Annotated in this window: 19 protein-coding genes and 1 tRNA gene; 14 read left to right on the forward strand and 6 right to left on the reverse strand. The window is 60.4% G+C overall.

Going from position 1 to position 22,299, the window contains the following annotated elements; translation table 11 throughout:
* Positions 1–29 precede the first annotated feature (29 nt).
* From JFT86_RS19515 to JFT86_RS19525, 3 genes are all read left to right on the forward strand, one after another.
* Positions 30–956, forward strand: coding sequence for a Gfo/Idh/MocA family oxidoreductase (locus JFT86_RS19515; RefSeq protein ID WP_201237979.1), 927 nt, complete (start codon positions 30–32; stop codon positions 954–956).
* Positions 957–1,076: 120 nt separating this feature from the next.
* Positions 1,077–1,151, forward strand: a tRNA-Lys gene (locus tag JFT86_RS19520).
* A gap of 25 nt (positions 1,152–1,176) precedes the next feature.
* Positions 1,177–3,480, forward strand: a complete 2,304-nt coding sequence (locus tag JFT86_RS19525) for a hypothetical protein (RefSeq protein ID WP_201232722.1) — start codon at positions 1,177–1,179, stop codon at positions 3,478–3,480.
* Between the two features lie 84 nt (positions 3,481–3,564).
* On the opposite strand, the gene JFT86_RS19530 is transcribed toward JFT86_RS19525, so the two are convergent.
* The 5 genes from JFT86_RS19530 to JFT86_RS19550 all read right to left on the reverse strand — a co-directional run bounded on the left by JFT86_RS19530 (position 3,565) and on the right by JFT86_RS19550 (position 10,057).
* Entirely contained in the window at positions 3,565–4,827 is a 1,263-nt protein-coding gene (locus JFT86_RS19530; RefSeq protein ID WP_201237980.1) for an FAD-dependent oxidoreductase, read from the reverse strand.
* Positions 4,817–6,409 (reverse strand): aldehyde dehydrogenase (NADP(+)), encoded by a 1,593-nt coding sequence (locus JFT86_RS19535; protein ID WP_201237981.1) that lies wholly within the window; start codon positions 6,407–6,409, stop codon positions 4,817–4,819. The genes JFT86_RS19530 and JFT86_RS19535 overlap by 11 nt, the downstream gene beginning before the upstream one ends.
* Before the next feature lie 70 nt (positions 6,410–6,479).
* Positions 6,480–7,427 (reverse strand): dihydrodipicolinate synthase family protein, encoded by a 948-nt coding sequence (locus JFT86_RS19540; protein WP_201237982.1) that lies wholly within the window; start codon positions 7,425–7,427, stop codon positions 6,480–6,482.
* Positions 7,428–7,482: 55 nt separating this feature from the next.
* The gene (locus JFT86_RS19545; protein ID WP_201237983.1) at positions 7,483–8,409 is read right to left on the reverse strand and encodes a 4-hydroxyproline epimerase; all 927 of its coding nucleotides are present in this window, start codon (positions 8,407–8,409) and stop codon (positions 7,483–7,485) included.
* Between the two features lie 22 nt (positions 8,410–8,431).
* Positions 8,432–10,057 carry an APC family permease gene (locus JFT86_RS19550; protein ID WP_201237984.1) on the reverse strand — a complete coding sequence of 542 codons (1,626 nt, stop codon included), beginning with the start codon at positions 10,055–10,057 and terminating at the stop codon, positions 8,432–8,434.
* A 221-nt stretch (positions 10,058–10,278) separates the two neighbouring features.
* On the opposite strand from JFT86_RS19550, the gene JFT86_RS19555 reads away from it, so the two are divergent.
* From JFT86_RS19555 to JFT86_RS19570, 3 genes are all read left to right on the forward strand, one after another.
* A complete protein-coding gene (locus JFT86_RS19555; RefSeq protein ID WP_201237985.1) occupies positions 10,279–11,049 on the forward strand; it encodes an AraC family transcriptional regulator in 771 nt (256 codons plus the stop codon).
* Between the two features lie 743 nt (positions 11,050–11,792).
* Entirely contained in the window at positions 11,793–12,080 is a 288-nt protein-coding gene (locus tag JFT86_RS19565) for a hypothetical protein (protein ID WP_201237986.1), read from the forward strand.
* Positions 12,071–12,217: a hypothetical protein gene (locus tag JFT86_RS19570; protein ID WP_201232714.1), complete on the forward strand. Its 147-nt coding sequence runs from the start codon at positions 12,071–12,073 to the stop codon at positions 12,215–12,217. The genes JFT86_RS19565 and JFT86_RS19570 overlap by 10 nt, the downstream gene beginning before the upstream one ends.
* Before the next feature lie 41 nt (positions 12,218–12,258).
* Here JFT86_RS19570 and JFT86_RS19575 read toward each other — a convergent pair whose 3' ends face one another.
* Complete coding sequence (locus JFT86_RS19575) at positions 12,259–13,803, reverse strand: class I SAM-dependent methyltransferase (protein ID WP_201232713.1); 1,545 nt, start codon at positions 13,801–13,803, stop codon at positions 12,259–12,261.
* A gap of 473 nt (positions 13,804–14,276) precedes the next feature.
* Between JFT86_RS19575 and JFT86_RS19580 the strand changes: the two genes are divergently transcribed.
* The 8 genes from JFT86_RS19580 to JFT86_RS19615 all read left to right on the forward strand — a co-directional run bounded on the left by JFT86_RS19580 (position 14,277) and on the right by JFT86_RS19615 (position 22,127).
* Positions 14,277–15,323, forward strand: coding sequence for an isopenicillin N synthase family oxygenase (locus tag JFT86_RS19580; protein WP_201237987.1), 1,047 nt, complete (start codon positions 14,277–14,279; stop codon positions 15,321–15,323).
* Positions 15,324–15,350: 27 nt separating this feature from the next.
* Positions 15,351–16,160 carry a MetQ/NlpA family ABC transporter substrate-binding protein gene (locus JFT86_RS19585; protein ID WP_201237988.1) on the forward strand — a complete coding sequence of 270 codons (810 nt, stop codon included), beginning with the start codon at positions 15,351–15,353 and terminating at the stop codon, positions 16,158–16,160.
* Positions 16,157–16,957, forward strand: coding sequence for a methionine ABC transporter ATP-binding protein (locus tag JFT86_RS19590; RefSeq protein WP_201237989.1), 801 nt, complete (start codon positions 16,157–16,159; stop codon positions 16,955–16,957). Before JFT86_RS19585 ends, JFT86_RS19590 begins: the two co-directional genes overlap by 4 nt.
* A complete protein-coding gene (locus JFT86_RS19595; protein ID WP_201237990.1) occupies positions 16,954–17,625 on the forward strand; it encodes a methionine ABC transporter permease in 672 nt (223 codons plus the stop codon). Before JFT86_RS19590 ends, JFT86_RS19595 begins: the two co-directional genes overlap by 4 nt.
* An 8-nt stretch (positions 17,626–17,633) precedes the next feature.
* Positions 17,634–19,190, forward strand: a complete 1,557-nt coding sequence (locus JFT86_RS19600) for a sugar ABC transporter ATP-binding protein (RefSeq protein WP_201237991.1) — start codon at positions 17,634–17,636, stop codon at positions 19,188–19,190.
* Positions 19,183–20,208 carry an ABC transporter permease gene (locus JFT86_RS19605; RefSeq protein WP_201237992.1) on the forward strand — a complete coding sequence of 342 codons (1,026 nt, stop codon included), beginning with the start codon at positions 19,183–19,185 and terminating at the stop codon, positions 20,206–20,208. The genes JFT86_RS19600 and JFT86_RS19605 overlap by 8 nt, the downstream gene beginning before the upstream one ends.
* 24 nt (positions 20,209–20,232) lie before the next feature.
* Positions 20,233–21,288, forward strand: a complete 1,056-nt coding sequence (locus JFT86_RS19610) for a substrate-binding domain-containing protein (protein WP_201237993.1) — start codon at positions 20,233–20,235, stop codon at positions 21,286–21,288.
* 173 nt (positions 21,289–21,461) lie between these two features.
* Complete coding sequence (locus JFT86_RS19615; protein WP_201232707.1) at positions 21,462–22,127, forward strand: sulfite oxidase-like oxidoreductase; 666 nt, start codon at positions 21,462–21,464, stop codon at positions 22,125–22,127.
* The last annotated feature ends 172 nt before the right edge of the window (positions 22,128–22,299 follow it).

A 22,299-nucleotide genomic window follows, 5' to 3' on the forward strand; every position in this document is an offset into this window, starting at 1 on the left:
GCTGACTAAAACAAAAACAGGAGCCATTGATGCAACCGATCCGTCTCGGTCTGGTGGGTTACGGCAAGATTGCCCAGGATCAACATGTCCCGGCGATTCTCGCCAATCCCGGATTCCAGTTGCTGTCGGTCGCCACGCAAGGCAAGCCCTGCGCCGGTGTCGAGAATTTCCAGTCGTTGCGCGAATTGCTCGCCAATGGCCCACAGGTCGATGCGATTGCCTTCTGCACGCCGCCGCAGGGACGATTTGCATTGGTGCAGGAAGCATTGGCCGCCGGCAAGCATGTGCTGGTGGAAAAACCGCCCTGTGCAACATTGGGTGAGGCGATGGCATTGGTCAGACTGGCTGAACAGCAAGGCGTCAGTGCGCTGTTCGCCTGGCACTCGCGCTATGCGCCCGGCATTGCCGCCGCCCGCGACTGGCTCGCCAGCCGCACCCTGCAAAGCGTGCACATCGATTGGAAAGAAGATGTTCGCAAGTGGCACCCCGGCCAGACCTGGATCTGGCAGCCGGGTGGCCTCGGCGTTTTCGATCCGGGCATCAACGCCTTGTCGATCGTCACGCACCTGCTGGCGCTGCCGTTGTTTGTCGAGTCCGCCGAACTGCGCGTGCCTGACAACTGCCAGTCGCCGATTGCCGCTTCGATCAAAATGTCTGACGCACGGCATCTCGATGTGCGCGCCGAATTCGACTTCGACCATGGCCATGACGAACTCTGGAGCATCGAAATTCGCTGCGCCGAGGGTGTGTTGCGACTGGATAACGGCGGTGCGGTGTTGAGCATCGATGGCGTGCGCCAAGCGGTATCGGAGGAGGGCGAATACGCGGCGGTGTATCGGCATTTTCAGCAGTTGATTGGCGATGGGGCCAGTGATCTGGATCTTCAGCCGTTGCGGTTGGTGGCGGACAGTTTCTTTGTCGGGAGTCGGGTGATGGTGGAGGCGTTTTACGATTAGTCTCGGGGTCGTCGCGGTGGTGTCCACTCTGGATCAAGAGCCGGCGCATTGTTTGGCTACAACAAACTGCAAAACGGCGCTTCACATCTTTTAGTCGCCAGTCGACAATGCGCCCTCTGCTCCGGGGTAGTTCAGCGGTAGAACACTCGGCTCTTAACCGGGTGGGCGCTGGTTCGAATCCAGCCCCCGGACCCATCACATCGAAGGGTCACAAGGAAGTATGTCCAGGCACGACAGTGGGCTCGATGAAGGCGTTGGCATAAACGCTGGCTATGCGTTTTTTCAACTCTCTCGAGCGTTGAGCGCTTTGCCGAGCAACGCTGACCCGCAAGCACGCCGTCGCATCGAGCGCTGGCAGCGGGTTCTCGAACATCTGATTCAGGGCAGCGCACAGTATGGTTCACGCGTGCCGTTTGCCGAGTTGCCGGAATGGGTCACGCTGGAAGTGGCCACGGGCGGTTTCGCTACCGGTCAAGTCTTGGCCGGAGGCGATCTGACTGCCTATGAGTGCGAGCTCGCTGCGTCGATCCCCGGCATTCGTGCAGGCCATGAACGACTTGACCTCAATGCCTGGCATCTCTCGGATGACGGCATTGAGGCACTGCAACAGTGCTTGGCGAAGGGCAACTATCAAATCGATGTACCGGAAGAGGCCGCACTGCTGACAGTGTCATGGCTTCTGCGGCATTCGCGCGCCGACGAAGCGCGAACATTGATCGAGCAGATTGCGCCGTTCTTTGATCGTCTGCGTTTCTATCCATCAACCGTTGACGAGCCACCGATCTCGACGGCTGAAGTTCATGTTTTCAACGTGGCTAATGTCAGCCAGCGACTGGCTGCGCAACGGGCTCAACCGCATCTGGCGGTGCAAAAACATGTAGTTGAAAATCGCTTGCCGCTCTACGACGCTGCTGTCTCGCTTTTTCTTCTGACGTATCAGGGAGGCTGGCCGTGCAAATACTATCCTGACGGCTGGTTCGAGCGCGCGATGGCACTCGGTACGCAGTTCGCTGAAACCTGTGATGCTGAACTTCACGGAAAGGCAACCGCCAAGAGCCGGGCGGTGGAGTTGTTTGCATTCCTCACTCAGTGCTCTCGTGATCACGCGTCACTGACGGGGCGGCAAGTCGGGCGTATTCGACGAATCGTTGATGACTTTGTGGTCAAGCACGGCCATCCCGAATCCGAAACACATTCCATCAAGCGAAAAGAGCAGCGAGATCACGTGGCGGCTCCCGGGCATCATTTGATCGCCCAGGCTATCTCGGCGCGTCTGGCCAGTTACCCGGATTCGGACGGCATCAGTGATTTTTCACCCCTGCTGAAACCTATCACCGATAAAGAGGCGCAGCGCTACGCGTTAACTGTTGGCGCGCCCGTTCCACCTGCGGTTCGCCTACGTCTCGAACGTTGCCGCAAAGGCACTATCGCCGAATTGATTGACCATGGTCTGATCTCATCGGGAGACACCGTTGCGCGGATTTTGCCAGCAATGACGGCCGAAATCTGCAGTGCCGGATATCGAGATACAACGCTGCAGATGTTGGTTGGCGCTACCTATCGCGCGTTCAGGCGTCGCCGATCCTTGTTGCTGATCAACCTGCAAAGTCAGGTCAAAATTGCAGAACTGCCTTGGGTTGCGGCGGTGGAATGCGAGCGTGAGACAAACGATGTTTCGATCGAGGGTGCCAGACGGGCATTGGTCGAGGCTTCTGTATTGACCCTCTCAGCGTTTCCTCAGGCGATTCTTCCCAACAAGCTGCTGCAGGAATTTGTCTCGCTGGCTGAAACAGCGAAACTCGATCTCCCTTTCGTCGAAGAGGTGGCAACTGACATTTTCATGGGCAAGTTCTCCAACAAGTTCGTGAGAGCAGCCAAACAATCGGCCAAGCTGATTGCCGGAACCCTTTACGCCCGATACTACGACATTGATACGGATCTGTTGGCCGTCCTTCCCGAACAGCGCAGATCAAAGCGCAGCAGTAATCACTGGCAACAATCGAACAACAGGGATGCATTGGCCAAGCTGTGCGCGCAGCGTGCAAACGCCACGTTTGGAACATGTAGCCCCGCGACGAATGGGACGATCATCGAACAGCAACAGATCCTGACAACGCAAAACCTGGCGCTCCTGTTAGGTGAGCTCGAGCTGAAAACGCTGTTACATCATCGTATGAGTGCGCTGGCGCTGACGTGCTTCGAGTGGATTTGCAGGCGACAACAGATGCAAATCAAGCTTTACCATGCACGTCTGGTGATGTTGAAAAACACCGCATATGCCTGGCGCCAAATGGTGTTTTTTCTGTCGATGCTTGATGGTGACTCGTTGCGTTCAGCACTCGACAAGCTTGAAACGCACTTTGCAGCGCAATCGTGTGACTTCCGGGAAAGGTTTCTTCCGGCCATGGTCGGGTTGCGTGTTGCCGCAGCCGGGCATCGACTGACTTTTAACCGGCAAAAAATTGAGGGAGGAAAAGTGTTTCTCGGATGGAGCACCGAACGACATTGGTTAATGCCTTCCTGACGTAGGAGTATCCCGACTCTTCCCACGCAGACTTGCGAAAAGCCTGCCCTGAAAACAGGCTTTTCTTCTGTCGAGTAAATCCTTTCAGAAACGATCCAGCCGGTACTGCTCGATACCCGGCAGGCCAGATGCCTGTTGAGCCATCGGCAACACCATCCCCACCACCATCTCCGCCGTCACCGCCGCTTGCGTCAGCCCCAGATGCTGATGCCCGAAAGCAAGCAACACTTTCCCCCCGCAAGCCTGATCAATCACCGGCAGTGAATCCGGTAACGACGGCCGAAAACCCATCCATGGCGTCGCTGCTTCAGCACTCAGGTCCTTGCGGAACAAGCCCTGACTCAACCGATGCAACTGCCACGCGCGCTCCATGCTTGGCGGTCGTTGCAGCCCGGCGAATTCGACTGTGCCCGCCAGGCGCAAGCCGTCGGACATCGGCGTCATGATGAACTTGCGTTCCAGCGAGGTGACGGGGAAGGGCAGGCGGTTGTGTTCCTGCGGCAGCATCAGGTGATAGCCGCGCTCGGTGTCCAGTGGGACTTTCTTGCCGGTGAGTGCGGCGGTGAGTTTTGCCGAGTGCGCACCGCAGGCGATCAACACGCGGCTCGCGGTCAAGCCCCCCGCATCGGTGATCAACGAAACACCGTGTGCCTGCACATGGCCGCCCTGAACCTGTTGCTGCACAAAGCTCACGCCGCTGTTTTTCGCCGCCTCGACCAATTTGCACACCACCTGAAAAGGATCAATGAAATGTCCGGTGTGCGGGAAGAACAGGCCGCCCTGAATCTGTTCGCTGAGCTGTGGCGCGGTTTCTTGTACCGCGCCCGCTGGCCAGAAATCGACCGGCACCTGCTGTTGACGCATACGGGTCTGGAGCGCCTCGATGCCCTGACGCGATTCGGCATGTTCGAACACCAGCAATGAACCGTCGACTTTTAACAGTTCGGGATGCCCGATGTCAGCGAGCAAGCGATGCCAAGCCTCCAGGCTGCTTTCGTTGAGTGCGCGCAAACCGGCGACGGTTTTCTGGAAAGGCTGCGCCCGCAGGTTCAGCAACAGCCGGGTGAACCAGGGCAGGGCGCGGGGCAGGTATTTCCAGTCCAGTCGCAGTGGCCCCATGGGGTCCATCAGCATCGCCGGCAAGCGTTTGAGAATCGACAAGTCAGCAATCGGAAACACTTGCTCGGTCGCCAGATGCCCGGCATTGCCGAACGATGCACCGTGGCCGGGCTCCTGCTGATCGATGACCACCACTCGCTGACCCTGGCGAGCGAGACGCACTGCACAGGCAACGCCGATGATGCCGGCGCCGACCACGGCGATATCGTACGCGGCGTTATTCGGCATTTTTCGCGGCTTCCCTTTGCCCGTCGAGCAGGCGGCGCAAGTGCAATGGATTGGCTTGCTTCAGTGCCGTGGGCAGCAGGCTGTCGGGGAAGTCCTGATAGCAGACCGGGCGCAAAAACCGCAGGATCGCGGCGGTACCGACCGAAGTCGTACGCGAGTCGGAAGTGGCCGGGAATGGCCCGCCGTGGACCATCGCGTCACAGACCTCGACCCCGGTGGACCAGCCGTTGACCAGCAGGCGCCCGGCCTTGCGCTCCAGCGTCGGCAGCAACGCTTGGGCTTGCTCGAGATCTTCGTCGTCAAGGTGCAGTGTGGCGGTCAACTGGCCTTCGAGGTGTTCGATCACTCGGCGGATTTCGTCGTCATGGCTGCATTGCACGATCAACGACGCTGCGCCGAACACTTCCGCCTGAAGATGCTGATCCGCTAGAAAGTCCGCGGCTTCGGTGACGAAAACGTGGGCCTGACACTGGTTCGGACCATTCCCGCTCTGACCCACAGCAGCAACACGTGCGCGGGCGTTCTCCGCCAAGGCATCCACGCCCGCCTCATAGGCATTGAAGATGCCGGGCGTGAGCATTGTCTGCGCCGGGCTACGCTGGATCAGCTCGGCAACGACAGCCATGAAGCCGTCGAGCGCCGGGCCCTTGCGAGCAATCACCAGACCGGGATTGGTGCAGAACTGCCCGGCACCCAGGGTCAGCGAAGCGACAAAACCCTCGGCCAATGCTTGCGCACGATGGTGCAGCGCTGCCAGAAACAGCAACACTGGATTGATCGAACTCATTTCCGCATACACCGGGATCGGTTCGGGCCTTGCCTGTGCGGCTTGAAGCAGCGCCAGCCCGCCGCTGCGCGAACCGGTAAAGCCGACCGCTTTGATCCGCGGATCACTGACCAGCGCGATGCCGACTTCGGGGCCGTAACCGTACAACAGCGAAAACACGCCTTCCGGCAGACCGCAGGCTTTCACCGCCCGCGCCAGTGCCTGGCCGACCAGTTCACTGGTGCCGGGATGCGCGCCGTGCGCCTTGACGATCACCGGGCAACCGGCCGCCAGTGCCGAAGCCGTATCGCCACCGGCCACGGAGAATGCCAAGGGAAAATTGCTCGCGCCAAACACCGCCACCGGTCCCAATGGCACCTGCCGTTGCCGCAGATCCGAGCGCGGCATTGGCTGGCGTTGCGGTTGCGCGGTATCGACGCGCACATCCAGCCATTCACCGGCTCGTACCGTGCGCGCGAACTGGCGCAATTGCTGACAGGTGCGACCTCGCTCGCCGAGCAGGCGCGCACGCGGCAGGCCGGTTTCGGCTGCGGCGCGGTCGATCAGTTCATCGCCGAGGGCTTCGATTTCACTGGCAATGCTTTCAAGAAATTCGGCACGGGCATCCAGGGATGTCTCGCGATAGCGGTCCAGCGCCGCCCAGGCCAGTGCGCAGGCCTGCTCGACATGCTCGGCCGATCCGCCGGCATAGGCCGGTTCCAGCGCGGCATCCGTGGCCGGGTTGATCCCTCGAATGGCTTCGCGGTTGCCCGCGATACTGTGCTGCCCGATCAGCATGTGGCCCGTTAAAGTCATGGTGCATTCCTGATGAAAAAAGTGATGCCTGCCGCGCATCAAAGATTCACGGCAGGTGAACGGTGACGAATCAGGCAAAGTTCTGTTCCGCCGACCAGTTTTCGTACCAGTGACGGAACAGCGAGTACTGGTTCTCGGCGTATCGACGTTGGGCGTCGCTCAATACATCGGTCTCGTTGAAATGCAGGGTGTATTCCTTGTCCCCGTTGAGCACCATCAGGTGCTTGTAATACAGCACCAGATCGCACCCCTCGTCGAATGACGACAGCACCGCCAGCGCCGATTCCAGCTCCCGCGCCTGCCGCCGTGCTTTGGCATCGCCCTTGGCCGCTTGCTTGCTCAGGGCGACCAGTTGCAGCACTTCGCGGGGCAGGGCGTTACCGATCCCGGTGATCGCGCCGGTGGCGTTGCAGTTGACGAAGCCGTGCACCACTTGCGTGTCGACGCCGACCATCAGGGTCACGTCGTCATCCTTTGAGGTGATGTTCTCTGCGGCGTAGCGCAGGTCGGCGCCACCGCCGAATTCCTTGAAGCCGATCAGGTTCGGGTACTCGCGGCGCAGTTCGAAGAACAGATCGGCGCGGGTGGCAAAACCGTAGTAAGGGCTGTTGTAGATCACCGCCGGCAACTCGGGCGCGGCTTGCAGAATCGCGGCGAAGTGGGCCTCTTGCGCGGCAGCCGAGGCGCCACGGGACAGCACGCGCGGAATCACCATCAAACCCTGCGCGCCGACTTTCGCCGCGTGGGCAGCATGGGCAACCGCTTCACGGGTATTCACCGCACCGGTCCCGACAATCGTCGGAATCCCCGCCGCCACCAGCCGCGCCACGCCTTCCTGACGTTCGGCTTCGGTAAGCAGCGGCCAGTCGCCCATGGAGCCGCAGTACACGACCGCGCTCATGCCGATGTCGATCAGCTCGCGACCCTTGGCCACCAGTGCATCGAAGTCCGGTTTGCGTTGCGCGGTGCACGGGGTCATCAGGGCTGGCATGCAGCCGGTGAAGATGTTGTCGCTCATTGTTTTAACTCCTTGGCACATCGTTCAAATTGCGGTGAAAAGTTGGCGCGGCGGTTCAGATGCCCCACGCGAACGGGTCTGTGTCGTCGATCAGCAACGTGCTGTCGGCGGTCATGAAGGCGCGGCCGGTGATGTAGGGGCGAATACGTTCGCCTGCCCATTCGAAGCGGCCTTCGAACTGGCTGCCGGTGATGCTTGCCTGCACCCAGCGCGCACCGGGCTGCAGCTTGTCGTCGGCAGCGAGGCAGGCGAGTTTGGCGCTGGTGCCGGTGCCGCACGGCGAGCGGTCGTAGGCTTTGCCGGGGCACATGACGAAGTTGCGGCTGTCGGCGTTGGCGTCGTCAGCGAACAGTTCGATATGGTCGATTACGGCATTGTCTTCGCCGTAAATACCTTGATCTTCGAGGGCCTTGAGCATCGCCCAGGTGTACGCGGTGAGGTGCTCGACGTTGTCCATCGTCAGCGTCTGGCCATGCTCGGAAACCAGGAAAAACCAGTTGCCGCCATAAGCGATATCGCCCAACACCCGGCCAAATCCCGGCACGTCCACCGGCACCTGTTTGCGGTAGCGATAGGACGCCACGTTGCCCAGCGTCACCGCGCCGTCGTCATGCAGCGTCGCGCTGACCGGGCCGACCGGCGTGTCGATCTTGTGCACACCCGGGGCGATCTGCCCCAGGTACTGCAACGAATTGATCAGGCCGATGGTGCCGTGGCCGCACATGCCGAGGTAACCGGCGTTATTGAAGAAGATCACCCCGCAAGTCGCATCCGCCGACACCGGCTCGCAGTACAGCGCGCCGACCAGCACGTCGTTGCCGCGTGGTTCCAGCAGGCAGGCGCGGCGCCATGCATCATGCTGATCACGCAGGGCATCGCGCTTTTCGGCCATGGTGCTGCCGGGCAGATCGGGAAAACCCTTCATCACCAGACGTGTAGGCTCGCCGCCGGTGTGGGAATCGATGACGTGTACTCGTTTCATGGACGTCTCTCGTTTGCAGATTTCAGTAAGCGCCGGCAGGGCGCGCATTCACGGAGGTGGCGGGGGCGGCGACTTCGCTTTCTTCATCGTCCTCTTCAAGGCGCAGCAGGTGCGCCGGTACGCCGGTCGCGGCGCCCCAGTAGTAAATACCGGTCGCACAAGCGGCCACGACGAGGGTGTCGAAAGGGTGGGCGAGAATGCCGAGGCCACCGAAGGTGCCGAGTTTCGACAGCACGATAGTCACCGCGTAGAAGGCGATCAGCCATGCGGAGGACCGCACCTGACGCGCCAGACTCAGGTGTGCGGTCGGCACAAAACGACCGCACAGCAGGTATACGACGAACATCAGGATTTGCAGGCCGAGCAGCCACGACACGGTGCTCCAGCCCGACCAGTAGACGATCAGCGCAGCGATGATGAACGACACCGGTCCGAGCACGCCCATGCACTTGACCCGGAACGGCCGCGGCATGTCCGGCGCATTGCGGCGCAACGCAGCCACCGACACGGGTGCCACGGCGTAGCTCAACACCAGTGCAGCGGACACCACGTTGATCAACGCTTCCCACGACGGGAACGGCAGGGTCCAGAACACCGACAACGCAAACGTCAGCCACAGTGCCGGACGCGGGATGCCGGACTTCTCGTCGATGTGGGTAAATACCTTGAAAAAGGTGCCGGTCTGCGCCCAGCCGTAGATCACCCGTGGCGTGGCGTTCATGTAGATATTGCCGCAGCCACTCGGCGAGATCACCGCGTCGGCGACCACCAGATACGCCAGCCAACCCACACCGAGTGCCAGTGCGATGTCGCGATACGGCAGGGCAAATTCCTTGCTCACACCGGCCCAGCCGTTGGCGAGCATTTCAGTCGGGATGCCGCCGAGGAACGCCATTTGCAGCAGCACATAGATCAGGGTCGACAGCAACACCGAGAGGATCAGTGCGATCGGAATGGTGCGCTGCGGATTCTTCACTTCGCTGGCCACCGAGATGATCGGCGTCAGGCCCAGATACGCGAAGATGATCCCGCCCGCCGAGACCGCCATCTCCACACCCGACAGCCCGAATGGCGCGAAGCCCTGGACGTGGAAGTTTTCCGGTTTGAAGAACGTGAACAGCACACCGATCACCAGCAACGGCACGATGAACTTGAAGATGCTCACCAGATTATTGGCCTTGGCGAAGGTCTTCACGCTGCGATAGTTGAGCACGAAGAACAGGCACAGCAGCCCGAACTGCACCATCCAGCCGAGCAGCGTCGGATCACTGCTGCCGGTCTTGGTCAGCCCGGGAAACCACGCCGCCGCGTATTGGCGCGAGGCAACCACCTCGATCGCCACCAGGCTGGAAAACGCAATCAGGGTGATAAAGCCCATCAGGTAACCGAGCAATGGTCCGTGGGAGTAAACCGGGTAGCGCACCACGCCGCCGGCACGCGGCAGTGCGGCACCCAACTCGCAGTAGACGATGCCCAGCAGCAACACGGCGAAACCGCCCAGCAACCAGGAAAAAATCCCCGCCGGCCCGGCAATCGCGGACACGTGACTGGCCGCGAACAACCAACCGGAGCCGAAGATCGCGCCGAGCCCGATAAATGTGAGGTCGATCAGTGAAAGCTGTTTTTTGAACTTGCCTTGGCCTGACATGGCATCGCCTTCTTGTGAGTTATTGGATAGGCAGTTGTGTCACTGGGACGGCCAGACTTTGAACTCATCGGCCGTGGGGCGATTGATGTTTTGCAGTGGGATCGATGACGAATTCAGCACAATTGCGCCGACGGATTGCGGCGCTCGACAGGGCCGCGGTGTTGCTGCAATCTGCACGCGAACGGTGCTGGGCTATCCACGAACAGGGGAGAGAATCCTTGATGCAGAACGCGTTTTCGATTCTCTGTCAGGGCGGCGACGGCAACCGTCCGCATACTCTCGCCGAGCTGGTAGCCAGCGTTGCGCTGCTGTTACCGATGCTCGACGTAATCCCCAATGCGGTGATTTTCATCAAGGATGTTCAGGCCCGATACGTCCTGGCCAACCGCACACTGGTGCAGCGTTGCGGCTTGAAAGACTTGCGTCCGCTGCTCGGCAAAACCAGCGCGCAGGTATTCCCGGCGCAACTGGGGCCGGGCTATACCGAGCAGGATCGCAAAGTGCTGGAGGAGGGGTTTGTGCTGGAGGATCAGCTCGAATTGCACCTGTACGGCAGTCGCGAACCCGGTTGGTGCCTGACCCACAAACAGCCGCTGTACAACCGTGATGGTCAGATTATCGGCCTGGTCGGTATCTCCGTGGATGTGCAGTCAGCCAGCGAAACCCATCCGGCCTTCCAGCGCCTGGCGGCGGTCGACGAGTACATTCGCAACCATTTCAACCGCCGCGTCACCCTGGGCGAACTGACGCGCATTGCCGGTATTTCCGTCGCGCAACTGGAGCGCTACTGCAAACGGGTGTTCCACCTGACGCCCCGGCAAATGATCCAGAAAGTAAGGCTGGAACACGCCCATCGACTGCTGCACACCGACCTGCCGATCACCGAGGTTGCGCTGCAATGCGGCTACACCGACCACAGCGCTTTCACCCGCCAGTTCAAGGCCTCGACCGGGTTCACCCCCCGCCAATACCGCCAAGCCACATCCCCGTAGGAGCTGCGGCACGCTGCGATGTTTTGATCTCGTTTTTAAAAACAAAAATCAAAAGATCGCAGCCTTCGGCAGCTCCTACACAATCACTGTGGTGAGGGAGTTGGTGTCAATCCGGCATCTGCTGATTATCCAGCACCCGATTCACTCCCAGCTCCCCGAGCATGATCAGTTGCGCAATGCCCAGCAGCGCCCGACGCTGTGACGGGGCAGCAGACTGGCGACGTCCTGAGCAATGGTTTTGGCCGAAGCGAGCGTTTCACTGGCATCAGTCAGCAGTTCTTCGTTTTATTTAGCCGCCACGGCTCATCGCTAAACAAGTAAAGGTGGCGGCTGTACGCAGGTTAGCGATCCGGGTCACAGAAACCCCGGGTAGACCCGAAGGTCTCCCACGCACAGCCACCATGACGCCAAGTGCAGATCGACAAAAACTGCAATTGAGGCTGGGCATGTTGCGTCTGTAAGGTGCCGGATCGCTAAACCCGATCGCTGATTCGTCAGCGACCGCACCACAATAGAACCCGACCTCAAGGCGCACAAGCCGGCGGATTCTGGCGTAGCTGTAGGCAATTACGCAAGGTCGTGTAGCCTGATTACGTGTCTTGGCGTTTCATTTAAACGTGAGTGTTTAAAATCAAAAAAATTGCAGGTGCGGGGGGCGTTATCGACCAACGGCAGAAGCCTGAACGCCTCTCATACCCGCTAGACTGAATAGGCCACGACCCTCTTATGACAGGAGCCCCGCGATGATCGGAACACAAAAAGGCCGACACTCGCTATGGCTCCTGCCCATCCTGATCGCCTTCAGCCTGACGCTCACTTCCGGCTGCTCAAACCGCAAACACTATCCACCCTCGGGCGTCGGCGACAGTTGCTACGCCAAAGCGCTGCCGACGGTCGGAGAAGGTGGCCTCGCCTGGGGTTCCAGTCTGAACATGGCCCGGCAAAAATCCATGGCCAACTGCATGCGTTATGCCGGACGCTCCGGGGGTACGCCGGGTACGTGTCAGGTGGTGTTGGCCAAGTGCAAATGACTGGGGACGAGCAATATGAGCGCTTGAAAGACTCGCCACTTGAGCAACTGGTCGACGGTTTTTACTGCGACCTGTGCGGGCACGGTTTTGTCGCCAGTGAGTGGCTAAAAGCCGAAGGCAACACGCGCTCGCGGTGACAAGACGGGTGACGGCGAGCGCCACCCGTCTTGTCACCGGATCAAGCAATACCCAACGCCTTGAGAATCACCAGCGATTTCTCGGCAAACACCTGAGCACGTGCAGTGAATTCCTCGATGTTTTCTTCGGCGGTCATCAGCGGCTTGCCATCCTTGACGAGGACTTCGCCTTGTTCGCCGAGGATCGCCCACGCCAGTTGCGCCCATTCTGCCGGGTGCTGTTGACCTTGCTTGATCGATATCAGGAACAGTTGTTCGAAGCGGCTGACGGTGACGCCGCCGCCGGTAACCGGGCTGGCCAGCACCTGAATCTTGTCGCTCAACAACGAGCGCGAGCACAGCAACAAATTGAGCTCGTTGCATCGAGCCCGCACCTGGTTTTCCGCCGCGACGCTCTGGCAAGGGGCGACAGCATTCAGTCCGATCAGAACGTTGAGGGCCTGCAATACGTCGTCATAAGGCAGCGCAGATGCTGCGTTGGCCAACTGGCGCAAGGTTTTCGGCGCGTAGTCGTTGGCTGCCAGCGCTTGCAGTACCGGGCCGTAGATTTCGCTCTGCAGCGAGGCTTCGCCCGCAGGGCCGCGGACATGCAGAGGGACGCTTTCTGCTGCTTGCAGCAAGATGAAACGAGTATTGAACAAGCCCTGGCGCTGTTCCGCAGAGGACAGCCGGGTTGAGCCGCGCACGTAGAGGTCACGACGGAAGCTCTGGTTGACGAAATAGTCACGCGCCTGCTCACGCATGATCGGATGTTCGATCCCTTCCAGAAAGTCCATGCCATCGGCCCTGAGGTTGAGCGGGTCGACCGAATCCAGCGGCACAGCAGTGGTGACGTAGTCGAGTTTGGCCGGGGCCATGGCATCGACGACGTCGGTGAAATACATGCAGTCCCAGCTGCGATTGAAATATTCATGGGCGATGTACTGACGATTCTGCCCCTTGATGCTCTGCAGTTTGGCGTCGAGGTTCGGCACGCTGCTGGCGTAGTTGGGGTTGGCGGCCAGCAACGCTTCGGAAAATTGCAGCGCGGCATCGATGCGTTGATCCGGGCCGGCAGATGCCGACTTGGCGAAGCGATCGTGCAGGCTGAACAGATTGCGCAGCGGCGCCGCAGGCGACCAGCCGGGGAAGCAGTTATAGCTCACGTACAGCATCCCGCCGGGTTTGAGATGCCGACGGGCAAACTCGACGATGAGTTTCTGGTTGTCGCGACTGACCCAGGTCCAGATGCCATGCAGGCTGATGCTGTCGAATTGGGGCAAATCATCGCGGGCCAGCAATTGCTCGAAACTGTCGTCATACAGTCGCGCGTCGCTGTTCCATTCGCTGGCGAGGGTGCTGGCGTGGGCGGCCTGAGAGGGCGTGAAATCGGTGCCGACCCAGGAACCCGGGTTGGCCGCGGCATGGATATTGATCGAAACGCCTTGGCCAAAGCCCAGCTCGCAGTGATAGCTCTCAGCCGATTCCAGGGTGGCAAACCCGCGCAACAACAAGCAGTAGCGCTGGAACACAGGATTGATTTCCCGGCTATAGCTGTAGGTGTAGCCTTCGTCCGTGAAATAACCTTCGTTCCAGGCGTCGCTCATGCTTTCGTGTCCTTTTGTTTCGAGGCTGAAAAGCTGCTCTTATAAGGGGTAGCGATCAGGTGCCACAAGGACAATATGCGGGTGAGTATGTCTTTTCGTTTCCGGATTTCTGCCGCACGCGCCTGAAAACCTTGAAGGTGGCCGATCACCGCCCGCCAAACCTTGGTCGCGAACCTTAAAACACCTGACCCGCACTTACCTCCATCCTGTAGGAGCTGCCGGAGGCTGCGATCTTTTGATCTTGTCTGTTTAGAATCCAGGTCAAAAGATCGCAGCCTTCGGCGGCTCCTACAGGGATGAGCGCGTACAGACTAAGCTAATGCAAAAAAGGTATTTGGCCGGGGTTTTATATATCGTTTAGTTTTGATTCACCAACGAATCAAAGCATCAAACCGATAGACCCCCGATTGCCATGACGGCGCACGCTGAATCGATCAAAGGCTCTTCTGGTTTGGTTCACACGGGAGTGAATCATGCCGCATACCCTCGACATCACCGCATTGCCGACGCTCGACCTTTCGCAGTTCGAAGGCACGGCGCAACAGCGTTATGAATTTCTGGAAAACCTGCGCCACGCCGCGCGCGATGTCGGGTTTTTCTATCTGACTGGCCACGGCATCGACAGCGCTTTGCTCAAGCAAGTGCAAGACCACGCCCGGCAATTCTTCGCCTTGCCCGACAGTGAAAAAGCCGCCGTCGGCATGATCAACTCGCCGCATTTCCGAGGTTACAACCGCGCCGCTTCCGAGATCACCCGAGGCAAACCCGACTTGCGCGAGCAGTTCGACCTGGGCGCCGAACGTGAAGCCTTGCCGTTGCAACCCGACAGTCCGTTCTGGGCGCGTCTTCAAGGTCCGAATCAATGGCCGGCGGCGTTGCCCGAATTGAAACTGCTGCTGCTCGATTGGCAGCAAGCCATGACGCGCATGTCCCTGCGCTTGCTGCAAGCGTTCGCCCAGGCCCTGTCGCTGCGCTCCGACGCGTTCGATCAGCTGTACGGCGACAAACCCAACGAACACATCAAGTTGATGCGCTATCCGGGACAGCCGGTTGACGCGAGCAATCAAGGCGTGGGCGCGCACAAGGATTCAGGCTTCCTGAGTTTCCTCTTGCAAGACCAGCAGGCCGGTCTGCAAATCGAGATCGAAGAGGGCCGCTGGATCGACGCGCTGCCTCGCGAAAATACCTTGGTGGTGAATATCGGCGAATTGCTGGAACTGGCCACCAACGGCTATTTGCGCGCCACGGTGCACCGGGTGGTCTCGCCGCCGCCGGGCAGCGAACGCCTGTCCATCGCTTTCTTCCTCGGCGCGCAACTGGACGCCACGGTGCCGCTGTATCCCTTGCCCACGGCGTTGTTGCGCGAAGCACGCGGGCCTGCCAGTGACCCGCTCAATCCCCTGTTTCGCGATGTTGGCTGGAACTACCTGAAAGGTCGTTTGCGCTCGCATCCCGATGTCGCGCAGCGCTTTTATGCCGATGCGCTGCTGCCCGAGCCGCCGGTTCGCAAAACCGCCTGAATCATCATTCGCTCAAGGACATAAAACATGTTGAAAAAAGCAGGTTTGACCCTGGCCGTCCTCGGCGCACTGGTGACCTCGTTCGGTGCGCAAGCGCTGGAGCCATTGCGTGTCGCCGCCGATCCGGTACCCCACGCACAGATTCTGGCGTACGTGCAAAAAATCGATCCGCAGTTGAATCTCAAGGTCATCGAAATCCCCAACGGCGTGAACTCCAACGAGCTGCTGGTGCATGGTGATGTCGACGCCAATTACTTTCAGCATCTGCCGTACCTGAAATCCCAGGAGCAAGCCCTCGGCGAGAAACTCGCGGTGGCGGCCACGGTGCATATCGAGCCTTTGGGCATTTATTCGCACCGGCACAAAAGCTTCGCCGACGTGCCGGTCAAAGGCACCGTCGCCGTGCCCAACAACGTCACCAACCTGAGCCGCGCGTTGTACCTGTTGCAGGACAACGGCCTGATCAAACTCAAGCCTGGATTCAACGATCCGGCAAGCGATCAAGCGACGCCCAAGGACATTGCCGAAAACCCCAAACAGCTGAAGATCCTTGAGATCGAATCGCCACAGATTCCGCGCTCGCTGGACGATGTCGATCTGGCGGTGATCAATGGCAACTACGCGCTCGACGCCGGTCTGGTGCCGGCCAAGGATGCGCTGGGTCTGGAGAAGGCTGAGCACAACCCTTACGCCAACATTCTGGTGACCACGCCGAAACTGCAGAATGATCCACGCATCGCGCAACTGGCCAAGGACCTGGCTTCGCCGCAAGTGGCCCAGTACATCACCGATAACTTTGCCGGTTCGGTGATCCCGGTGGCGGGCGGCAAGCCATGATCGTCGTCGAGCAGTTGAGCAAGACTTACCCGTCGGCAGCGACACCTGCGCTGGATCAGGTGTCGCTGAGCATTCCCGACGGCGCGGTCTACGGCATTCTCGGACGCAGCGGCGCGGGTAAATCGACGCTGCTGCGCTGCCTCAATCTGCTCGAACGGCCGGACAACGGGCGCATTCTGCTCGACGGTGTTGATCTGACGAAACTGTCCGAGAGTGACTTGCGCCGACAACGCCAGCGCATCGGCATGATTTTCCAGGGCTTCAACCTGCTGCATTCACGCAACGTCTTCGACAACATCGCGGTGCCGCTGGAGATCGCCAAGGTCGCGAAACCACAGCGTCACGAGCGAGTCCGCGAACTGCTGGATCTTGTAGGTTTGAGCGACAAGGCCGAAGCTTTTCCAGCGCAATTGTCTGGCGGCCAGAAACAACGCGTCGGCATCGCCCGGGCCTTGGCGGCGCGTCCGGCCTATCTGCTGTCGGACGAAGCCACCAGCGCCCTCGATCCGCAAACCACTGCGTCGATTCTTGAACTGCTGCGCGATATCAACCGGCAATTGGGACTGACCATCGTGTTGATCACTCATGAGCTGGACGTGGTCAAGTCGATCTGCGATCACGCGGCGTTCATGGCCAACGGGCGTCTGGTCGAGTCAGGTCCCGTGCCGCGGCTGCTGGCCGATCCACTCTCGAATCTGGGCAGTTCGCTGCGTCCCACCTGCGGACTGCCGCTGGGCCACGACGCGCCCGGGCTGAGCTTCCTCAAACAATATGGCGTACGGGCGGCCCACTCATGAACCGCTCGATCAATTGGCCTGAAATCCTCCAACTGGTGCTCAACGCTACCGGCGAAACCCTGTACATGGTCCTGCTCGCCGGGCTGTTCACGTTACTGATCGGTTTGCCGCTGGGGGTGTTGCTGTTCATCAGTCGCCGCACCGGTTTACTGCCGATGCCGCGCTTCAATGCAGCGTTGAGTGGTCTGGTCAATCTCGGGCGTTCGCTGCCGTTCGTGGTGATGCTGATTGCGTTGATCCCGCTGACCCGGTTGGTGGTCGGCACGACGCTGGGCAGCACTGCCGCCGTGGTGCCGATCACCATTGGCGCTTTTCCGTTTTTCGCCCGCATCGTCGAAAACGCCCTGGACGAAGTCGACAAGGGTCGCATCGAAGCGATCCTCGCCATGGGCGGCGATATGGGTCATGTGATTTTCAAAGTGCTGCTGCCCGAAGCGCTGCCGGCGTTGCTGGCGGGGATCACCCTGACGCTGGTGATGCTGATCGGTTTTTCCTCAATGGCCGGGGTGATTGGTGGCGGCGGGCTCGGCGATCTGGCGATCCGCTACGGCTATCAACGATTCAACAATGAAGTGATGGTCGCCACCGTGGTGGTGCTGGTCATCCTCGTTCAGGGCGTACAAAGTCTGGGCGATCGGCTGGTGCGTGCGCTGGCACATCGACGTTAAGGAATTTTATGAGTGCACCTGTCGCCGTGGCCTCGGAGCCGCTGATTCGGGTACGAGAGGTCAGTAAGGTATTCGGTTCGAACCGGGCGCTGAACAGGGTCAGCCTGGAGATTTATCCCGCCGAAGTGGTGGCGTTGCTCGGGGCCAATGGCGCGGGCAAATCGACGTTGGTGAAGATTCTCGCCGGCAGCCAAACCGCTGATGGCGGCGAGATTCTGGTGGAGGGGCAGGCTCGGCATTTCAACTCGCCGCTGGCGGCGCGCAGGGTCGGCATTGTCGCGGTGCATCAGCAGATCAACGAAGGCATTGCGCCGGGATTGAGCGTGGCCGAGAACCTGCTGCTGGATGAACTGTGCCGGCCTGATGCGGATTTCTGGCTTAACCGCAAACGTCTGCTGGAGCGCGCGGCGAGCATTGCCGCCGGGCTCGGGCTGACGTTGCCTCTGGAGCAGCCGATCGAGCATCTGGGCCAGGCCGAGCGGCAACTGGTGGTGCTCGCCAGGGCGTTCGCCTTGCAGCCGCGCTTGCTGATTCTCGATGAGCCGACGGCGGCGCTGTCCGATGCCGAAGCGCAGCGTTTGTTCGGTTTGATCGACACCTTGCGCAGCCGTGGTGTGGCGATTCTGTACATCTCGCATCGGCTGTCGGATCTGCAACGGGTGGCGGATCGCGCCATCGTCCTGCGGGATGGGCGACTGGCCGGAGAGTTCAGTGCGCGGCAATTGCCCGAGGCGGTGCAAGCGATGCTCGGGCAGGCGCTGGGCGCGCATGTGTATACGCCGCGAGTGGCGGGGCGTGCGGTGCTTGAGCTGAACGCGATGAAAATTCTGCCGCGTTCGAAGGCCTTCGACCTGACCCTGCATGAAAACGAAGTCGTGGTGCTGACCGGGTTGCTTGGCGCCGGTAAAAGCGAGATCGCCGAGGTGCTGTTTGGCCTGCGTAAAGCGCTGGTCGGCAGCGTACAACTGGACGGTGCTGACTGGCTGCCGGGCTCGCCCCGTGAAGCCATTCGTAGCGGGGTTTTCTTCGCCGCCGAGGATCGTGCGAGTCAGTCATTGGTGCCTGATTTCTCGCTGCGTCGCACGCTGACCTTGCCGTTTCTCGAACGCTTCACCCGGGGCGGCTTTATCCGCAATCGCGCTGAAGCGGCGGCGGTCGAGGCACAAGTCGCCGCGCTGGGCATCAAGACCGCCGGTATCGATGTGCCGATGAGCGCGTTGTCTGGCGGCAATCAGCAGAAAGTCGTGCTGGGGCGCTGGCTGCTCGGGGAAGGGCGCGTGCTGATCCTTGACGAGCCGTTCCAGGGTGTCGATGTGCGTGCGCGCCGCGAGATCGGCCAACTGCTGCGCGACAGCGCCCACGGCCGCGCAACACTGGTGATTTGTGCCGATGTCGATGAAGCGCTGGACATCGCCGACCGGATTTTGCTGGTTCGCGATCACGCGGTGGTCGCCGAGTACCCGCGTGCCGGTCTCGACCGCGCCACGCTGGTCGCTGCGCTGGCCGGAACCGATGATGATTTTTCTTCCCTTCAAGCCACGCCAAGGAGCAGAGCGAGTGCCTGATTCGAGTTCTCTGATATCGACCGTGCCGGCGCCCGCCGAGCGTCTGCTGCAAGCGTTGATTCGCTATGGCCTGTTGTGGCTGCTGGCGCTGATCGTGGTGTTTTTCAGTTTTGCCGAGCCGGCGTTTCTGCGCGTCGGCAACCTGTTCAGCATCCTGCAATCGGTGTCGATTGTGGCACTGCTCGCACTGGGCGTGACGCTGACCATGGCCGTTGGCGGCCTCGATCTGTCGATCGGCGCGGTGGCGGCAATGAGCCTGATGATCGCCAGTTACGTGATGGTCGTGCTCGGCTGGGGCGCAGTGCCGGCGGTGTTGATCAGTCTGGCGGGCGGCGCGCTGGTCGGGCTGCTCAACGGCTGGCTGATCGTCAAACTGCGCGTACCGGACATTCTGGCGACGCTGGGCAGCATGTTTCTGGTGATCGGTGTGCAACTGATTCCAACCGGTGGGCGTTCGATTGCGGTGGGCATGACCTTGCCCAATGGCGTTGAAACCGAGGGCACTTTCAGTGCGGCGTTTCTGGCGCTGGGGCGTGGGCGGCTGTGGGAGGTCGTGCCGGTTCCGGTGCTGATCACGGCGGTGGTGGCGCTGGCGGTCTGGTTGTTTCTGGAGCGCACGCGCATTGGCCGCTTGTTCTACGCCATTGGCGGCAACGAGCAGGCTGCGCGGCTGGCCGGGGCGCCGGTGCAGCGTTTCAAACTGCTGGCGTACGTGCTCTCGGCGTTGCTGGCCTCGCTGGGTGGATTGTTGCTTGCGGCGCGGCTGGGGCGCGGCGATGTCAGCTCGGGCAACGGTCTGGTGCTCGATGCGCTCGGCGCAGCGCTGATCGGTTTTGCCGTTCTTGGGGCGAAGAAGCCCAACGCCTTTGGCACGCTGGTCGGTGCGCTGCTGGTGGCCGCGTTGCTCAACGGCCTGACCATGCTCAACGCGCCGTATTACGCGCAGGATTTCGTCAAGGGGCTGGTGCTGGTACTGGCCCTGATGTTCACGTTCGGCCTCGCGCATCGGGCGCGTTGAGCCGCTTTCAGTCAAGGAAGTTGTATGCACGGTTCAATCAAACAATTCGCCCGCCATTGCCTCGCTGGCGCGGTGTTCTCGGCGCTGGCGCTTAACGCACAGGCCAAGACATTGCCCGGCGCCCCGGCACCGTTCGACAAAGGTCAGGTGCAGATCGCGTTGGTCGGTTATCTGTTTTCCGGGGATTTCCCGGAGGCTTATCTGCGCGGTGTGGAGAAGCAGACAGAAGCCTTGGGCGCCAATCTGCGCGTGTTCGATGCGCGGCAGCAGGCGGCGAGTCAGGGCGAGATGATCGATCAGGCGATTGATCTGGGGGTCGACGGGATCATCGTGCAACTGGGCCTGGCGGAAACCCTCAAGGCGCCGATCGACCGGGCCATCGCCAAAGGCATCAAGGTCGTCGCATTCGATGTCGATCTGAATTCGCCACAGGTGACTCAGGTCGAGCAGGATCACCACGCATTGGCGCGTTTGGCGCTGGATCAAGCGGTGAAGGACAACGGCACCAGGTTCGATGCCGGCTACGTGTACATCAGTGGTTTCACGCCGATGGAGCGGCGCGACGAGATCTGGAGTCAGGTGAAAAAGGCCAATCCGGGGATCGTCGAGAAGGCACGCTTCGGCACGCTGAATCCACCGATTGCCAACTCGGTGGCGGATCAGGCCAGCGCCGTGTTGCGGGCGAATCCGGGGATCAGCGTGATATTTGCGCCGTTCGACGAGTTCGCCAAAGGCGCGAAAATTGCCGTCGACGAGGCGGGACTGGCGAGCAAGGTGAAGATCTACAGCGCCGATATTTCCACTGCCGATATCCAGATCATGAAAGAGCCGGACAGCGCCTGGGCGGCGACCGCGGCGGTCAATCCGCAAGTGGCGGGGGCGATCAGCGTGCGCAGTCTGGCGATGTTGATTGCCGGGGAGAATCCGGGGCATCAGGTGCTGGTGCCGCCGACGTTGATTACCCGCCAGCAATTGCTCGATCTGGACGTGAAAAACGTTCGCGACCTGGCACAGAAACTCCCGGCGTTTGGCGATACCGCCAATGTGGTGCGGGCTGAGTGGATACCGGTGGCCAACTAGATCTTCCTACCGACAACGATCCCCTGTAGGAGTGAGCCTGCTCGCGATAGCGTCAGGTCAGGCGCCAAAGATGTCGACAGCCCTGACGCTATCGCGAGCAGGCTCACTCCTACAGGGACCGGGGTGAGTCAGCAAGCTTCTCGCTGATCTTCTTGGCGAAATCTGGAGGGTTCATGCACAACAAAGCTGCGCGTTTACGCAAAAGCCGTTCGCCGAAAGCCGATCCCGCGTTTGGCGGGCGGTTGCCGGCGGGCCAGGTGCTGACCGAGCGTTTCCCGATCCTGCACGAAGGTGAGGTGCCGGAATATGAGCTGGCGAACTGGTCGTTGCGACTGTTCGGTTTGCTCAACCATCCAGTCGAGCTGCGCTACACCGACCTGCAAGCCTTGCCGCAACGTCAGCTGCAATGCGACATCCACTGCGTCACGCGCTGGTCGAAATTCGATACGCAGTGGAGCGGGGTGCATCTGCAAGACGTGTTGCTCGCGTTCGATGTTCAACCGCAAACAACTTTGGTCATGGCCCACGCCGATCACGATTACCAGACCAACCTGCGGCTTGACGACTTGCTGCATCCGCACACTCTGTTGGCCACTCATTACGCGGGCCAACCGTTGACCGCGCAACATGGTTGGCCCCTGCGTTTGGTGGTGGCTGGGCGGTATTTCTGGAAGAGCGCGAAGTGGCTGCGCGGGCTGGAATTTGTCGATCAGGAACAACCGGGGTTCTGGGAGAGAAACGGCTTTCATCTGCACGCAGATCCGTTTGCGGAACAGCGCTTCAGTGCCGAAGCGTTGGACATTGCAGAGGATGCCTGGCTGGAAAAGGACTTCGACTGAGTAGAGCCCGACGCCTATCAAAACTGTAGGAGTGAGCCTGCTCGCGACAGCGGATTTAAATTCAACGGTAATGTCGACAGATGAACTGCTATCGCGAGCAGGCTCACTCCTACAAGGGGACTGCATTTCAATCTGAAAAAATGGTGTTAGTTGGTTCAGGTGTTGGCTCAGC

Source organism: Pseudomonas sp. TH06 (assembly GCF_016651305.1).
Classification (GTDB): domain Bacteria; phylum Pseudomonadota; class Gammaproteobacteria; order Pseudomonadales; family Pseudomonadaceae; genus Aquipseudomonas.

What these genes read in the sequence shown, in the direction of transcription:
- JFT86_RS19575 (WP_201232713.1), bottom strand. Translation starts at nt 13,803, where the DNA reads ATGAGCGACGCCTGGAACGAAGGTTATTTCACGGACGAAGGCTACACC.
- JFT86_RS19540 (WP_201237982.1), bottom strand. Translation starts at nt 7,427, where the DNA reads ATGAGCGACAACATCTTCACCGGCTGCATGCCAGCCCTGATGACCCCG.
- JFT86_RS19615 (WP_201232707.1), top strand. Translation starts at nt 21,462, where the DNA reads ATGCACAACAAAGCTGCGCGTTTACGCAAAAGCCGTTCGCCGAAAGCC.
- JFT86_RS19535 (WP_201237981.1), bottom strand. Translation starts at nt 6,409, where the DNA reads ATGACTTTAACGGGCCACATGCTGATCGGGCAGCACAGTATCGCGGGC.
- JFT86_RS19585 (WP_201237988.1), top strand. Translation starts at nt 15,351, where the DNA reads ATGTTGAAAAAAGCAGGTTTGACCCTGGCCGTCCTCGGCGCACTGGTG.
- JFT86_RS19515 (WP_201237979.1), top strand. Translation starts at nt 30, where the DNA reads ATGCAACCGATCCGTCTCGGTCTGGTGGGTTACGGCAAGATTGCCCAG.
- JFT86_RS19580 (WP_201237987.1), top strand. Translation starts at nt 14,277, where the DNA reads ATGCCGCATACCCTCGACATCACCGCATTGCCGACGCTCGACCTTTCG.
- JFT86_RS19610 (WP_201237993.1), top strand. Translation starts at nt 20,233, where the DNA reads ATGCACGGTTCAATCAAACAATTCGCCCGCCATTGCCTCGCTGGCGCG.
- JFT86_RS19565 (WP_201237986.1), top strand. Translation starts at nt 11,793, where the DNA reads ATGATCGGAACACAAAAAGGCCGACACTCGCTATGGCTCCTGCCCATC.
- JFT86_RS19595 (WP_201237990.1), top strand. Translation starts at nt 16,954, where the DNA reads ATGAACCGCTCGATCAATTGGCCTGAAATCCTCCAACTGGTGCTCAAC.
- JFT86_RS19550 (WP_201237984.1), bottom strand. Translation starts at nt 10,057, where the DNA reads ATGTCAGGCCAAGGCAAGTTCAAAAAACAGCTTTCACTGATCGACCTC.
- JFT86_RS19600 (WP_201237991.1), top strand. Translation starts at nt 17,634, where the DNA reads ATGAGTGCACCTGTCGCCGTGGCCTCGGAGCCGCTGATTCGGGTACGA.
- JFT86_RS19590 (WP_201237989.1), top strand. Translation starts at nt 16,157, where the DNA reads ATGATCGTCGTCGAGCAGTTGAGCAAGACTTACCCGTCGGCAGCGACA.
- JFT86_RS19555 (WP_201237985.1), top strand. Translation starts at nt 10,279, where the DNA reads ATGCAGAACGCGTTTTCGATTCTCTGTCAGGGCGGCGACGGCAACCGT.
- JFT86_RS19525 (WP_201232722.1), top strand. Translation starts at nt 1,177, where the DNA reads ATGTCCAGGCACGACAGTGGGCTCGATGAAGGCGTTGGCATAAACGCT.
- JFT86_RS19530 (WP_201237980.1), bottom strand. Translation starts at nt 4,827, where the DNA reads ATGCCGAATAACGCCGCGTACGATATCGCCGTGGTCGGCGCCGGCATC.
- JFT86_RS19545 (WP_201237983.1), bottom strand. Translation starts at nt 8,409, where the DNA reads ATGAAACGAGTACACGTCATCGATTCCCACACCGGCGGCGAGCCTACA.